We start from the raw sequence: 14,881 nt of genomic DNA, 5'->3' as shown, positions 1-14,881 counted from the left end.
ATCCATTCCAAACCCTCTTCAAATCACACGCACTCTACATGCGTACTTCCCCCACCCCACAAGAACTTCCCCCTTCACACACCTGCTAGAACTTGCTACTACCCTGCATCGCTTCTCCCATGCCGTCACTCTCACTTCAAGATCAAGCTCTCCGAGAGCTAGGTCGCACCGTCTACAATTACCAGAAGTTCGAAGCCGTTCTCAAGGCTCTGATAGCTCAGACGAATGTGTACGGGTCTGGTGATGAGTTCCTTAGAAACTTTGAGAAGCTACAGAGCAGCACATCAGGCCAGACACTCGGAGCATTGGTCAATCGACTAGCTGACACTCTGTACGGCCCGTCCAAAGAAATCCCTGAGCCTGATGATATAAGTAAAGACCCCTACCTCCCCAGCGAGTGTCGCATAGTGTTCACCTCCAAGCTAGATCTGGAAGAACACATTGAGAAACTCAAGAGTGTCGTTCTCGCGAGAAACACACTGATCCATCATACCATCGGCCAGCTCAAGCTAGATTCAGATGATGCTTGCCAGTCCTTCATTGCCGATCTCAAGCAGCAGAACGACAACCTAAAACCCTTCTATGAAGAGTTCCAGCATACACTCACACATTCCAGCCCTATAAATGCCATCAGCATCTTCGAGCAGATTGAGAACCACAGGCGTACCAAGAAACAACAAACCTCTGAAAACTGAACTCTGAACACTCTCAGTCTCCGCCGCAGGCGACTCCCCTTTCCCCTTTATCCTCTACCCTTTTTCCTTAAATCACCATGCCACCCGTCAAAAAGACCGCACGTAAAGCGGCTAAGAAATCTACTGCTCCTGCGAAATCCTTTGAGGAATCGCTGTGGGACACCGCTAACAAGCTCCGAGGCTCAGTCGAGTCATCGGAGTACAAGCACGTTGTGCTGTCGCTGATCTTCCTCAAGTTCGTTTCGGACAAGTTCGAGGAACGTCGTGCTGAGTTGATCGCCACTGGCCAGCAGGACTACATCGACATGGTCGAGTTCTACACCATGCAGAACGTCTTCTACCTGCCAGAGAGCTCGCGCTGGAGCTACATCCAGACCCACGCCAAGCAGGACGACATCGCGCTCAAGATCGACACCGCGCTCAAGCAGGTCGAGAACAGTAACGCCTCGCTCAAGGGTGCGCTGCCAGACAACTACTTCTCCCGCCTCCAGCTGGATGCCTCCAAGCTCTCCGCCCTGCTCGATGCTGTCAGCAATATCGACACCGTCGCCGACAAGGAAGAGGACGTCGTGGGACGGGTCTACGAATACTTCCTCGGCAAGTTCGCCGCCTCTGAGGGCAAGCTCGGTGGCGAGTTCTACACGCCGAAGTGCGTGGTAAATCTCATCGCCGAAATGATCGAACCGTACAAGGGCAAGATCTACGATCCCTGTTGCGGATCGGGCGGCATGTTCGTCCAGTCGCTCAAGTTCGTCCAGAGCCACCACGGCAACACCCAGGACATCTCGGTCTACGGCCAGGAATACACCTCCACCACCTACAAGCTGGCGAAGATGAACCTCGCCGTCCGTGGCATCACCAGCAACCTCGGAGCCATCAATGGCGACACCTTTTTCAAGGACCAGCACAAGGACCTCAAGGCCGACTTCATCATGGCCAACCCACCGTTCAACCTCAAGGACTGGCGCGGCGAGAACGAACTCACCAATGACCCACGCTGGGCGGGCTACGACACCCCACCTACCGGCAATGCCAACTACGCATGGATCCTCCACATGGTCAGCAAGCTCTCAGTGACCGGCACCGCTGGCTTCGTCCTCGCCAATGGTGCCATGTCGACCAACACCAAAGGCGAAGGAGCGATCCGCCAGAAGATGATCGAGAACGACCTGGTCGACTGCATGATCGCCCTCCCCGGCCAACTCTTCTTCACCACCCAGATCCCCGTCTGCATCTGGATTCTAGCGAAGAATAAGTCTGGGAGCAATGGAGCTCCAGCTCCATTGAGCACTGCAAAGGGAAATGAAACCAACGCAGCAGGAGCTACGTTCTCCCACCGCGATAGACGCGGTGAAACCCTCTTCATCGACGCCCGCAAGATCGGTTCCATGATCTCCCGCACCCAAAAAGAACTCACCAGCGACGACATCCAGAAAATCGCAGAGACCTATCATTCATGGAGGTCCGCACCATCCGAGTCTGAACACTGCCAACTGAACACTGAAAACTCCTCAGCCTACCAGGATGAGGCAGGCTATTGTAAATCCGTTCAGCTAGAGGAAATCCAGAAACACGATTACGTTCTCACGCCAGGTAGATACGTCGGTGCTGCCCCACTCGAAGACGACGGAATCCCCTTCGAAACCAAGATGGCTGAGCTAAGCTCCACGCTCTTTTCTCAAATGAAAGAAGCGACTGCGTTAGACGAAACAATCCGCGAAAATCTCAAATCCCTCGGCTATGAAGAATAATTCAAACTCTCAACCTTCAAAAAGCTCAACAGCTGAGTATCTCACGTTCATCGCAGCTACTGGTGACTCTGAACAGTCTGTGGAAATGCGTTATGAAGACGAGAATATCTGGCTGACTCAAAAACTAATGGCCGAGCTCTACGGAGTCTCTGTCCCCGCCATCAATCAACACTTAAAACGCCTTCTTGCCGACCAAGAGATCCTGCCAGATTCAGCTATTAAGAAATACTTAATAACTGCCGCCGACGGAAAAAACTACCAGACCAATCACTACAACCTACAAGCAATCATCGCCGTTGGCTTCAAGGTCGAAAACGAACGTGCCGTCCAATTCCGTAAGTGGGCGAACCACATTGTCAAAGACTACACCATCCAAGGCTGGGTCATGGACGCTGAGAGACTCAAAAAGGGAGGGAATCTCACCGATGAGTTCTTCGAACGCCAGCTCGCCAAAGTCCGCGAGATCCGACTCTCAGAGCGTAAGTTCTACCAAAAGATTACCGACATCTACGCCACTGCTTTGGATTACGACTCCTCAGCCACCGCTACCCAGCGCTTCTTCGCCGCCGTGCAGAATAAACTCCACTACGCAATCCATGGCAACACTGCCGCCGAGGTCATCGTCGACCGTGCAGACCATCAAAAGGAAAAAATGGGACTCACCAACTGGGACGGAGCACCCAGCGGGAAAATCCATAAATACGATGTCTCTATCGCTAAAAACTACCTATCTGACAATGAGCTAGAGCAGCTCCAGCGCATCGTCTCAGCCTACCTCGACATGGCAGAATTGCAGGCAATGCGCAAAATCCCCATGACCATGGAAGACTGGGAAAAACGCCTCAGCGGATTCCTCACACTCTGGGACAGAGAAATCCTCAACGACTCCGGCAAGGTCACTGCCGAGTTAGCTAAAACCCACGCAGAAACCGAATTCGAAAAATACCGTATCACCCAAGACCGACTTTTCTCTAGCGATTTCGACCAGTTTCTCAACCTAGAAGAAAACATCTCCAAACATCAACAAGGAGGCGATCATGAATAATTCAACATTCATCATTCACAATTCAGCATTCGCCTGTCTGCGTGCAACACACAGGCTGGCCACAGGCGTCGGTATTCCTTTCGAGACCAAAATGACTGAGATGAGCCAGACGCTCTATCAGCAGATGGAGCAGGCTAGCAAGCTTGATATAGCGATCCGTAAAAACTTGGAGGGACTGGGTTATGGAAAGTGAGTGGCAAAATCAGAATCTAGATGATCTCATCACGAAGCGTAATCAGGGCGTAAATACTACAACTGAAAAAGTGACATATTCAGAGAGTGGCACCACTGTTGTTAGAGCTAATAATATAACGGCTGGGGTTATCGATTACGATAAGGTTACTTTTGTTGATACCGAAACGTATTCTAGGATCAAAGATGCATGTAAACCCAAACAAGGAGATATTTTATACACTAAACATTGGTAGTAGCTTCGGCAATGCGGCTGTTGTAACTACAAACGAAGAATTTACTATTGCCTGGAATGTCCTTCGATTACAGCCCAGAAATCATATCTCCTCATCATTCCTAGCTTACTTACTTAACGAGCCAACAAACAAAGCCAGAATCAAAGGTCTAAATTCATCCTCCACTATGCCTTTTGTTAGTGGCAAGGAATTAGGTAAGGTAGACTTCAACATCCCCCCCTCGCCGAGCAGAAACGCATTGCCCACATCCTTGGCTCACTCGATGACAAGATCGAGCTGAACCGTAAGATGAATGCCACGCTCGAAGCGATGGCACAGGCTCTCTTCAAGAGCTGGTTCGTCGACTTCGACCCCGTCATCGACAACGCCCTCCGAGCCGGCAACCCCATCCCCGCCCCCCTCCAACAACGCGCCGAAACCCGCCGCAAAGCCCTGGGAGAACGTAGCTCCAGCTGCGTTACTACTTCAAAGGACGGAGCAGGAGCTCCATCCCTCCCAGATCCCCATTCCCACCTCTTCCCCGCCACCTTCACCCACTCCGAAGACCTAGGCTTGATCCCCGAAGGCTGGGTAGTTGTTGAACTGGCTGACCTTGCAACAGTCAAAGGAGGGAAACGTCTCCCAAAGGGAAGCACTTTGACTGACGAGACCACAAACCATCCGTATCTTAGAACTAAAGACATCACAGGAACTGAAATAGATATTAAAAATCTGTTATATGTGCCGGACGAAGTATTCTCGTCAATTTCGAGATACATCGTAGAGAAAGATGACGTCGTAATTTCAATCGTCGGGACAATTGGTCTATGTTGCCAAATCACTGAGGAATTGCACTTAGCAAGCTTGACTGAGAACTGTGCCAAAATAACAAGCATCGATACGTCAAAAATCAGCCAAAACTACCTGTTCAGTTTTCTGATTAGTTCGGAAGTGAAGGGCGAAGTTCAACGAAGAACGGTCGGATCAACACAGCCTAAGTTCCACTATATAATATAAAGTCCATTCCAGTCCAATTACCTCCACCAAGACTCATCGCTGAATTCGATAAAGTGACTATTCCGCTTCGAAACAAAATCAACAACAACCGCAAGCAAATCCGAAGCCTAACCAAACACCGTGACACCCTCCTCCCTAAACTCATCTCCGGCGAACTCCGCCTCCCCGAAGCCGAACACCTCACCACAGAAGCCCTTTCATGAGTAAGTTTCGACCAAGCGAACAAGCTAAGTTTGAAAGCCTGCTAAACATGAAGTCTGGCTATATATTAGAGTTCTCAGACCCCACCTTCGACGCCTTCTTTGCTGGTTTGGTCGGTGTTGATATACACTCCGAAAAGTACTGTAGGTTTGGCTCCTCGAAAGCAAATAAGCTCCGCAGTTTCTGGACGCAAGAGGATGACCATACTGTTGGCAAAGTACTCCAAGAACTGGTTGAAATGTCAGCATTAGACGAGGATAATCTACCCTCAGAAGCGCTTTATAATGAGTGCTGCGCTATTGCAGAAAGGCTTCAAGAGAACGAAGGAGCCAGCTTACTACACCCTCTACGAAAAGCTTCAGCACCATTCGACTCTAACTACATCACTAAACAAATCGAGCGAATGGAAAGCTCCATCGAATCCGACCCTTCCCTGGCAATAGGGACAGCTAAAGAGCTGATCGAAACCTGCTGTAAGTCGATCCTCAATGAACTAGGTAAAGAAATCAGCGATAGCATCGACATCTCTTCATTGACAAAGCAGACGCTAAAAGAACTCCACCTTGTACCAGATGCCGTAGACGACGCTTCACGCGGCAAGAAGGCTGTCACACGCATTCTCCAGAACCTAGGACAGATCGGTAACAACATTGCCGAGCTACGAAATCTCTACGGCACAGGCCACGGCAAATCACACACAGCAAAAGGCCTCCAACCACGCCACGCAAAACTAGCCATAGGCTCAGCAGCGACTCTCGTCACTTTCCTCTTCGAAACTCACCAATCTAGAAAACAGCTAAATGGCCCCACGTAACAGAAGAATCGGTTCGGTCAAAAATGAGCTTCTCCACAAATCCAGGGAAGGTGCTCTTGCAGCTGTCCAAATATTCAACAACCCGAATATTACCTTCAAAGCTGAGTCCTACGTAGTGCTAATGAACATTGCATGGACCTATATGCTCCATGCACACTATCGCGGACAAGGAATCGAATATCGCTATTTCAGCATGGCTGGCAGTCGCCGTCGCTTCGATAAAACCAAACATGGTGCTCATAAATATTGGGAACTAGAACGCTGCTTGAACGAAGATCAATGCCCTATCGATAAGAACGCTGCCAACAACCTGCGGTTCTTGATTGGTCTACGCCATGAAATTGAGCACCAGATGACCAGTCGTATTGACGACCTATTAAGCGCTCGATTCCAAGCGTGCTGTTTAAACTATAACGAATACATAAAAAAACTATTTGGCGACAGTCACGGGATCGAAAAACACCTCTCATTCAGTCTACAATTTTCCACTATTTCAATGGATCAAAAAGACATGCTTGCGGAACACCCAGAATTACCAGCCAATATCCAATCCTATATCAAGGACTTTGATGAAAGGCTGACGGATGCTGAATTTTCAAATCCGCAATACGCTTATCGTATCCTATTCGTCCCGAAGACTGCCAACTCGAAAGGACAAGCGGACCGCGTCATCGAGTTTGTTAAGAGTGACTCGCCTCTCGCTGACTCTATTAACAAAGAATATGCAGTCATTAAAGAAACTGAACGTACTAAGTATCTACCTAAGCAAATAGTAGAGCTCATCAAGCAAGATGGATATTCAGCTTTCAAGATGCACCATCACACTCAACTGTGGCAGGCTCACGATGCTAAAAATTCTAGTAAAGGGTATGGCACAATGGTTGCAGGAAAATATTGGCATTGGTATTCAAAGTGGTTAGACATCGTTAGAAAACATTGTGCAGAAAACATAGGTCTATACTCATGAAATTCACCGAAGCGATACTCGAACAAGCGATCATCTCCCTACTCGGCGAGCAAGGTTTCCCGCATGTAACGGGCGGCACGCTCACGCGCTCTGGGAGCAATGGAGCTCCTGCTCCGTTGAACGATTCGCATAAGGACGCAGCTGGAGCTACGTCACTCCCAGGAGTTCTTATCAAGGAAGACCTTCGTAAATACCTCTCGAAACAATACGCAGCTGACGGCATCACCGAGGGTGAAATCACCGCTATAATCTCACAGTTAGAAAGTTATCCTGCGGCTGACCTATACGGCAGCAACAAGGCGATCATGAAGCTGGTGTGCGATGGATTCCAACTGAAGCGCGAAGACCACACCAAGAAGGACCTCTGGGAGAACGTAGCTCCAGCTGTGTTATTAACGATCAGAACAAGAACGGAGCTGGAGCTCCATCCTCCCAGAACTCTTCACAAAAAGACCCTGCAACTTGTGAAAAAATACGCTAACAAATAGTCATGCAATCCATTGAAAACAAAACACCTGCGCGAATATATGGCAACCATAGGGGGTGGTCATTTTCCAAGATTGATTTTTTAGACATTGGAAGAGGCAAATGCAATGATGCTCGATTTGTCGCCAAAAACGCTTTTTAGAGACATATTCATGAGATGTGTCGACATTACACAAAAATATCGACACGTCTCATTGACATGCTTACGCCATCGACCTATTGATTAAATCTGTCGATAAAATCAACTTTCATCATCATGACCTGGAACCCCGCACAAGCTTACAACGATCTCCCCCCTCTACCTCCCGCAAAGGAGCTAGAAACTGTGCGCGTGCTGAAACAGTGTATTAAGTCAAGAACCGCACTGGCAAACCTCAATCAAGCTGCAGGTTTTTTACCGAATCGATCACTACTAATCAACATTCTCCCCCTGCTGGAAGCCAAGGCTAGTTCTGAGATTGAGAACATCGTCACCACCACGGACAGCCTATTCAAGAGTTCGCTGACCGGCACCACCTTTGACCCAGCGACCAAAGAGGCGATGAACTATCGTCACGCGCTCTACGCAGGATATCGCAGCCTAGAGACGACACCTCTCTGCACCAACACCGCCGAACAAATCTGCAGTGAAATCAAGCACTGTGAAATGAAGATTCGTCAAGTGCCTGGCACAACGCTGCGAAACGACCTTACTGGGGAGACTATCTACACACCACCAGTTGGCGAAGATCTACTCCGCGAGAAGTTGGCAAACTGGGAGAGATTTATTCATGACACTGACAGCGATCTCGACCCATTGGTAGTCATGGCCGTCTCACATTATCAATTTGAAGCCATTCACCCGTTCACCGATGGCAATGGTAGAACGGGAAGAATCATCAATCTACTTTATCTCATTTCAGCAGGCTTACTCGATACACCCATCCTCTATCACAGCCGTAGTATCATCAAACGAAAGGCTGAATATTATAAAAACCTAAATCGTGTCACCAGCGCAGGCGATTGGCAAAGCTGGATTCTCTACATCCTAGAAACTGTCGAAGATGCAGCTCTGTGGACAAACCATAAGATCAGTGAAATCCGTAATCTTAAACGAAGCACCAAAGCATGGCTGAAAGAGAATGCCTCGAAAATCTATTCGGCAGAACTTCTCGATGTGCTCTTTAGTCAACCCTACTGCCGCATTCAGGACCTTGTCGATGCGGGTGTGGCTAAGCGGCAAGCAGCCTCGACTTACCTTCATTCTCTTATCGAACTAGGCATACTTGAAGAAGAGAAAGTAGGCAGAGAAAAACTATTCATTCACAAAAACTTTTTGGCGCTACTTCTTAATGAATCAGATGTCCCTACTCAGTAACCCTTCAGTTATCATATGACTCAGCATTCAAAATTCACCGAAGCGAAACTCGAACAAGCGATCATTGCGCTGCTTGGCGAACAAGGTTTCCCGCATGTGACGGGCGACACGCTCACGCGCTCTGGGAGCAATGGAGCTCCTGCTCCGTTGAACGATTCGCATAAGGACGCAGCTGGAGCTACGTCACTCCCAGGAGTACTCATCAAGGACGACCTGCGTAAATACCTCTCGAAACAATACGCCTCTGAAGGTATCAGCGAAGGTGAAGTCAACGCCATCATCTCACAGTTAGAAAGTTATCCTGCGGCTGACCTCTACGGCAGTAACAAGGCGATCATGAAGCTGGTTTGTGATGGATTCCAACTGAAGCGTGAGGACCACACCAAGAAGGATCTCTACATCCAGCTGCTCGATTACTCTGAGCTCTCAGCCCACAACCCACCGAAACCCGGCGAGGTTTCTTGTATCGTTGCTGAAGATGAGGCTATTTATAACGCAGCTGGAGCTACGTTCTCCCAGAACATCTTCAAACTAGTCAACCAGCTAGAGATTGTCGGTGAAGAGAAGCGCATCCCCGATGGCATCCTCTACATCAATGGCATTCCACTGGTGGTGTTTGAGTTCAAGAGCGCGATCCGCGAGGAGGCGACGATCCACGACGCCTACGTTCAACTCGCCACCCGCTACGCCAGAGACATCCCCGAGCTGATGAAGTACCATGCCTTCTGCGTGATCTCCGATGGGGTGAACTCGAAGATGGGATCGATCTTCTCCAAGTATGATTTCTTCTACCCGTGGCGCAAGGTCACTGGCGATGAGCAGATCGAGAAAGACGGGATCGACTCGCTGCACACCTTGATCGATGGGCTATTCGATAGACGCCGCTTGCTGGATGTGATTCGTAATTTCATCTACTTTCCAGACACCACGAAGGCAGAGGTAAAGATCGTCTGCCGCTACCCGCAATACTACGCGGCGAGGAAGCTGTTCGTAAACATCCTATTGCATAGAAAGACTCCTGGGAGCAATGGAGCTCCAGCTCCGTTGAATAATTCGAATAAGGACGCAGCAGGAGCTACGTCCATCCCAGATGGTAAGGGTGGCACGTATTTCGGTGCAACCGGCTGTGGTAAGAGCTACACCATGCTGTTCCTTTGCCGTCTGCTAATGAGAAGCATCGAGCTGGCCTCACCGACGATTGTGCTGATCACCGACCGCACCGACCTCGACACCCAGCTGTCGGATCAATTCACCAATGGTAAGGGCTACATCGGCGATGCGGACATCAGCAGCGTGGCCAGCCGTGATGATCTCAGAAAGAAGCTCAAAGGCCGCCAGAGTGGCGGTGTACTGCTCACTACCATTCACAAGTTCAACGAAGATGCCGAGCTGCTCACCGAGCGCAACAACGTGATCTGTATTTCAGACGAAGCCCACCGCAGCCAGGTCAATCTCGACCAAAAGCTCACTGTCACCGAGACGGAGGTGAAGAAGACCTACGGCTTTGCCTGGCACCTGCACAATTCATTGCCGAACGCCACCTACGTTGGCTTCACCGGCACCCCGATCGACGCTACTCTGGAAGTATTTGGTCAGGTAGTCGATTCCTACACCATGGCTGAATCCGTCAAAGACGAGATCACGGTGCGGATCGTCTACGAAGGCCGCGCCGCCAAGGTGCTGGCCGACAACTCCAAGCTCAAGGAGATAGAAGCCTACTACCAGCAATGCGAAGAGAACGGCTCTAGCGACTATGCTGTCGAGCAAAGCAAGAAGGCAATGGCGAGCATGAAGAGCATCCTTGGCGACAAGGACCGCCTCGAAGCGCTGGCGAAGGACTTCGTCGACCACTACGAGACGCGTGTGGCGGAGGGCTCAACGGTCATTGGCAAAGCGATGTTTGTCAGCTCCAGCCGCGAGATAGCCTACCACTTTTATAAAGAAATCATCCAGCTTCTGGGAGAACGTAGCTCCAGCTGCGTTACTATGCGCGAATTCATGGACGGAGCTGGAGCTCCATCCCTCCCAGAAGCCCTAACCAAATCATTCGGCGAATCAAAAGAATGGCACACGCGCAACCTCCCCCACCGAGACAAAGACGGACTGATACAATCCATCACTTTCCGGCTAGGTGACAGCATGCCTAAAGAGGTTCTCGATAAGATAAAATCCGATTTGCTAGCTTTCCCTGAAGACAAAAGGCCACTCGAACTTCGCAAAAGACAACAATACTACCTAGATCAAGGAGCAGGTTGCTGTGCTCTCTCAAATCCTGAGATGGCAGAGTGCATGATGGATGCCCTGCTACATCACAAAGGTGAAAAATATGACCTCCTCGCATGGAGTATCATGCCTAACCATGTGCATGTGTTGATCCATGCTAAGGATGAAATATCAAAAATCGTGCAGTCTTGGAAATCCTTCACTGGCAAGTGGGCACTACAGCACAATCGTAGATTGAAACTCGGAATTCCTGCCGCACAAAAATCATTCTGGCAAAATGAGTATTGGGATAGGTTTATTCGCAATGAGGAGCATTTTGATAATACGGTGAAGTATATTTTAGAGAACCCTTCAACCGCGGGGTTTGATTTAAAATCTACTGCGAGGCTTTATACGGGACACTCTGCAGGCGAAAGGACGAAGCTGGAGCTTCATCCCTCCCAGATCAAGATGGTAATGACCCGTGGCAAGGATGACCCTAAAGAGTTCTACGATATTCTGGGTAACTCCGACCACCGCAAGATGCTCGACGGTCAGTTCAAAAATGCGAAGAGTAACTTCAAGGTCGCCATCGTGGTGGACATGTGGCTGACCGGCTTCGATGTCCCCTTCCTCGATACCATCTACATCGACAAGCCACTGCAGAAGCACAACCTGATCCAGACGATCTCCCGGGTGAACCGGAAGTTCGAAGGTAAGGACAAGGGGCTGGTGGTGGATTACTTCGGCATCAAGTCGGCGATGAACCAGGCGCTGGCGATGTATTCCAAGACCGATGCTACTAACTTCGAGGACGTGCAGCTCTCGATCACCGAGGTGCGCAACCACCTGGACCTACTCGCGAAGTTGTTTCATACCTTCGACAGCTCCCCGTATTTCACGGGTGACTCGGTGATGCAGTTAGAGTGCCTCAACAAGGCCTCTGAGTTCGCTCAGATCACCGACAAGATCGAACACCGATTCATGCAGATCATGAAGCGCCTCAAAGCCGCCTACGATGTCTGCTGTGGCGCTGAGGAGATCACTGAACTCGAACGCGACAAGATCCACTTCTACCTCGCTGTGCGCACCATCATAGCCAAGCTCACCAAAGGCGACGCACCAGACACGGCGCAGATGAACAGCAAGGTGCGCGAGATGATAGAGGAAGCAATCAAGAGCGATGGAGTCGAAGAGATCTTCAAGCTCGGTGACGAGCAAGCCAGCGAGATCGACATATTCGATGAAGACTACCTCACCAAGCTCTCAAACATTAAGCTCCCCAACACCAAGGCCAAGCTACTGCAGCAGATGCTGAAGAAGGCGATCTCGGAGCTGAAGAAGGTGAACAAGATGAAGGGAGTCGATTTCTCCCAGAAGTTCAACCAACTGGTCGAGAAGTACAACGAGCGCAAAGAGAACGAAGCCTGGACCGCTGATGGCATCGACGACCTCACCGAAGAGATGCTCAAGATGTTCCAAGACCTTGCTAATGAGTGCAATCAGGATGACATGCCAGACGGCATCGACTTCGAAGAAAAGGCGTTCTACGACATTCTCAAAGCCCTCGCGATCAAGTACAAGTTCCAGTACCCAGAAGACAAACTCATCGACCTAGCTAAAAAGGTAAAAGCCATCGTAGACGATCAAGCCAAGTTCCCCGACTGGAACAACCGAGCCGACATCAAAGCCGCCCTCAAGGTGAACCTCATCATCGCCCTAGCCGAAAACGGCTATCCCCCCGTCGACCGCAACGAAGTCTACCAAGAGATCTTCGAACAGGCAGAAAACTTTAAGAAGTACCAGAGTTCCTAAAAGATGTCAGCGTCGCAGAACGAGTATTGAAATGTGGATCTTTGTAGCAAGAAGAGAATGCTGAAACTGCGGGACTCTCCGCCCGGCAACGGGATTTCGCATCTACCGGCCAAGATTGTGGCCGGTAGGAAGATTTGGAAAAAAACTTGCCCTATTCATATCACTCAGGTATTCAAAAGAGCATATGGTTAAATTATCTTCCTTCCTTCCAGCACCACCATTGGCTGGCCTTTTAGTAGCCCTCCTAGCGAATACCAGCCCAACACAAGCCTGCACCGGGATCATCCTTAGATGTCTGGATGGCGTTGTGCTTGCCGCGCGCACGATGGAGTTCGGCTTCGACATCAAATCCAACATTTTGGTCGTGCCGCCTGGAACTAAGATGACCACCTTGGGTCTCGACCCCGAACACGAGGGTTTCACCTACGAGGCGAAGTATGGATTTCTTGGCGCCAACGGGCTGGACATGCCGATTGTGTTCGATGGTCTCAACGAGGCAGGGCTCTATTACGGAGCTTTCTACTTTGCGGGGCACGCCGTCTTCGGTGAGGCTTCCGACGCAAACCGAGGCAAAGCCGTGTCGAGTGAGGAACTAGGTAACTGGATGCTCGGGCAGTTTGCTACGGTCGAGGAAGTGGTGGCCGGATTGAAGAAAATTGAGGTCGTCGGGTCTTACGTGAAGGAAATCGATGGCTTCGCCCCCTTCCATTACGCGGTTAGCGACGCCACCGGAGCCTCGGTGGTCATTGAGTATACCGCCGAGGGCCTCACGGTACACAAAAACACGGTCAACGCAGTGACCAACACGCCGACTTACGACTGGCACCTGACAAATTTGCGCAACTACGTCGGTCTGACCCCCTTCAACAAGGAAACGATTGAGGTCGGATCCCTGAAGCTGACTCCGTTCGGTGAAGGCACTGGAATGGTAGGCCTTCCCGGAGATCTCTCCTCGCCGACCCGGTTCGTGCGCGCCGTGGCCTTCGCCAATACCGCTCTGCCCTCAAAGACAGCAAAGGATGGCGTCTTCCAGGCCTTCCACATCTTGAATGTGTTTGACATTCCGAAAGGAGCCATACGCAATCCCGCCCACAAGGACCTCACTGACTACACTCTCTGGACCTCAGTCGGTGACACGGCCAACAAGGTCTACTACTACAAGACCTACCAGACCCAAGGGGTGGAGTCGGTCGACGTCCGTAAGGCTGTCGCAGGACTGAAGGCTCCGAAGATCATCAAGATGGAGAGCGGTTTCTCCGTCAAGGACCGCACCAGCGAGTTGAATGGCAAGTGAGGCTAGGGAGAGGCACGGCCCTTGCATATTGGAATCTATTGGTCATATGAATCTATTGGTCAGACAATATAAACTCAACCATGGAAAAAACTATTATCCATAAGAGATCTTAAAAACTGTACTTGGGTCTATTATAGCACTCAGAATTGTCTGGAGTGATAGGCATGAATGGCAGACAATAGTTCACTGGTGAGGTCTTAGCGCTGTGAGGCAGTGGCTTGGCTGGGAGAATTTTGAGCGATCGAGACGGTCGCGTTACGTGGAGAGACTGTCGCATTGCGCAAATATTGTGTACTCCCCCACTTGCGCAGGTCATCTAGCGGCACAAATCCTCACGCCTAACTATCAGAATGTTAATCAATAGCCATTCTAGAACCATTATTTAGATAGATACAACGCGGCAGAATTAGATACAGAACATCTGAGATAAAAGCTCCTCATCAGCATCGTAATGACACCATGTGACAGTCTATATGAGTCTGAATGGTAGGTGGATGTTCTCTTGTGAGGTCTGAGTGCTGTGAGTCAGCAGCTATGCTGGGATTTTTCTGGAGCGACCGAGACGGTCGCGCTACTCCCATTAAGAATTCCTGAACCTTGGGACCGATCATTCCAGTCTTGCGACTCAAGAAATTCGCATGGATCTATTAGACAGACAAACTATTAGATCTATTAGACAGACTAACTGAGTTAAAACCGACCGCAACGAAGTCTACCAAGACATCTTCGAACAGGCTGAGACTTTAAGAAGTACCAGAAGGTTTAACCCATCATGAGTTCATCACTATGCTTTTATCCTTACGTCTATTAGACAGACTAACTCAGTTAAT

General features: G+C 49.9%; 10 protein-coding genes and 3 pseudogenes. All 13 read left to right on the top strand.

What is annotated here, in order from left to right; translation table 11 throughout:
• The first annotated feature begins 119 nt into the window (after window positions 1-119).
• The 13 genes and pseudogenes from BSZ32_RS14315 to BSZ32_RS14260 all read left to right on the top strand — a co-directional run bounded on the left by BSZ32_RS14315 (window position 120) and on the right by BSZ32_RS14260 (window position 14,051).
• On the top strand, window positions 120-695 hold the full coding sequence (locus tag BSZ32_RS14315) for a hypothetical protein (RefSeq protein WP_105044048.1): 576 nt from the start codon (window positions 120-122) through the stop codon (window positions 693-695).
• 77 nt (window positions 696-772) lie between these two features.
• Window positions 773-2,446, top strand: a complete 1,674-nt coding sequence (locus BSZ32_RS14310) for a type I restriction-modification system subunit M (protein ID WP_105044047.1) — start codon at window positions 773-775, stop codon at window positions 2,444-2,446.
• On the top strand, window positions 2,436-3,491 hold the full coding sequence (locus BSZ32_RS14305) for a virulence RhuM family protein (protein ID WP_105044046.1): 1,056 nt from the start codon (window positions 2,436-2,438) through the stop codon (window positions 3,489-3,491). Before BSZ32_RS14310 ends, BSZ32_RS14305 begins: the two co-directional genes overlap by 11 nt.
• Window positions 3,492-3,561: 70 nt before the next feature.
• A pseudogene (locus BSZ32_RS20405) lies at window positions 3,562-3,684 on the top strand (SAM-dependent DNA methyltransferase); the annotation flags it as partial.
• 185 nt (window positions 3,685-3,869) lie between these two features.
• Window positions 3,870-4,165: pseudogene (locus BSZ32_RS20400) on the top strand (restriction endonuclease subunit S); the annotation flags it as partial.
• Window positions 4,166-4,207: 42 nt separating this feature from the next.
• Window positions 4,208-4,915, top strand: coding sequence for a restriction endonuclease subunit S (locus BSZ32_RS19455; protein WP_105044044.1), 708 nt, complete (start codon window positions 4,208-4,210; stop codon window positions 4,913-4,915).
• Window positions 4,916-4,968: 53 nt separating this feature from the next.
• Window positions 4,969-5,118: a restriction endonuclease subunit S gene (locus BSZ32_RS18980; RefSeq protein WP_165788866.1), complete on the top strand. Its 150-nt coding sequence runs from the start codon at window positions 4,969-4,971 to the stop codon at window positions 5,116-5,118.
• Entirely contained in the window at window positions 5,115-5,930 is an 816-nt protein-coding gene (locus tag BSZ32_RS14285; protein ID WP_105044043.1) for an abortive infection family protein, read from the top strand. Before BSZ32_RS18980 ends, BSZ32_RS14285 begins: the two co-directional genes overlap by 4 nt.
• The gene (locus BSZ32_RS14280; protein ID WP_105044042.1) at window positions 5,917-6,897 is read left to right on the top strand and encodes a DUF3644 domain-containing protein; all 981 of its coding nucleotides are present in this window, start codon (window positions 5,917-5,919) and stop codon (window positions 6,895-6,897) included. Before BSZ32_RS14285 ends, BSZ32_RS14280 begins: the two co-directional genes overlap by 14 nt.
• A pseudogene (locus tag BSZ32_RS20635) lies at window positions 6,894-7,196 on the top strand (hypothetical protein); the annotation flags it as partial. The gene BSZ32_RS14280 and the pseudogene BSZ32_RS20635, both read left to right, overlap by 4 nt.
• A gap of 443 nt (window positions 7,197-7,639) precedes the next feature.
• A complete protein-coding gene (gene fic, locus BSZ32_RS14270; RefSeq protein ID WP_105044040.1) occupies window positions 7,640-8,740 on the top strand; it encodes a protein adenylyltransferase Fic in 1,101 nt (366 codons plus the stop codon).
• 15 nt (window positions 8,741-8,755) lie between these two features.
• Window positions 8,756-12,757, top strand: coding sequence for a type I restriction enzyme endonuclease domain-containing protein (locus tag BSZ32_RS19450; RefSeq protein WP_105044039.1), 4,002 nt, complete (start codon window positions 8,756-8,758; stop codon window positions 12,755-12,757).
• Window positions 12,758-12,872: 115 nt separating this feature from the next.
• Complete coding sequence (locus BSZ32_RS14260) at window positions 12,873-14,051, top strand: linear amide C-N hydrolase (protein ID WP_206018866.1); 1,179 nt, start codon at window positions 12,873-12,875, stop codon at window positions 14,049-14,051.
• The last annotated feature ends 830 nt before the right edge of the window (window positions 14,052-14,881 follow it).

Origin of the sequence: Rubritalea profundi (assembly GCF_002954445.1) — a bacterium.
In the GTDB taxonomy this organism is placed as follows: domain Bacteria; phylum Verrucomicrobiota; class Verrucomicrobiia; order Verrucomicrobiales; family Akkermansiaceae; genus Rubritalea; species Rubritalea profundi.
This window is presented reverse-complemented; position numbering and strand designations above follow the sequence as displayed.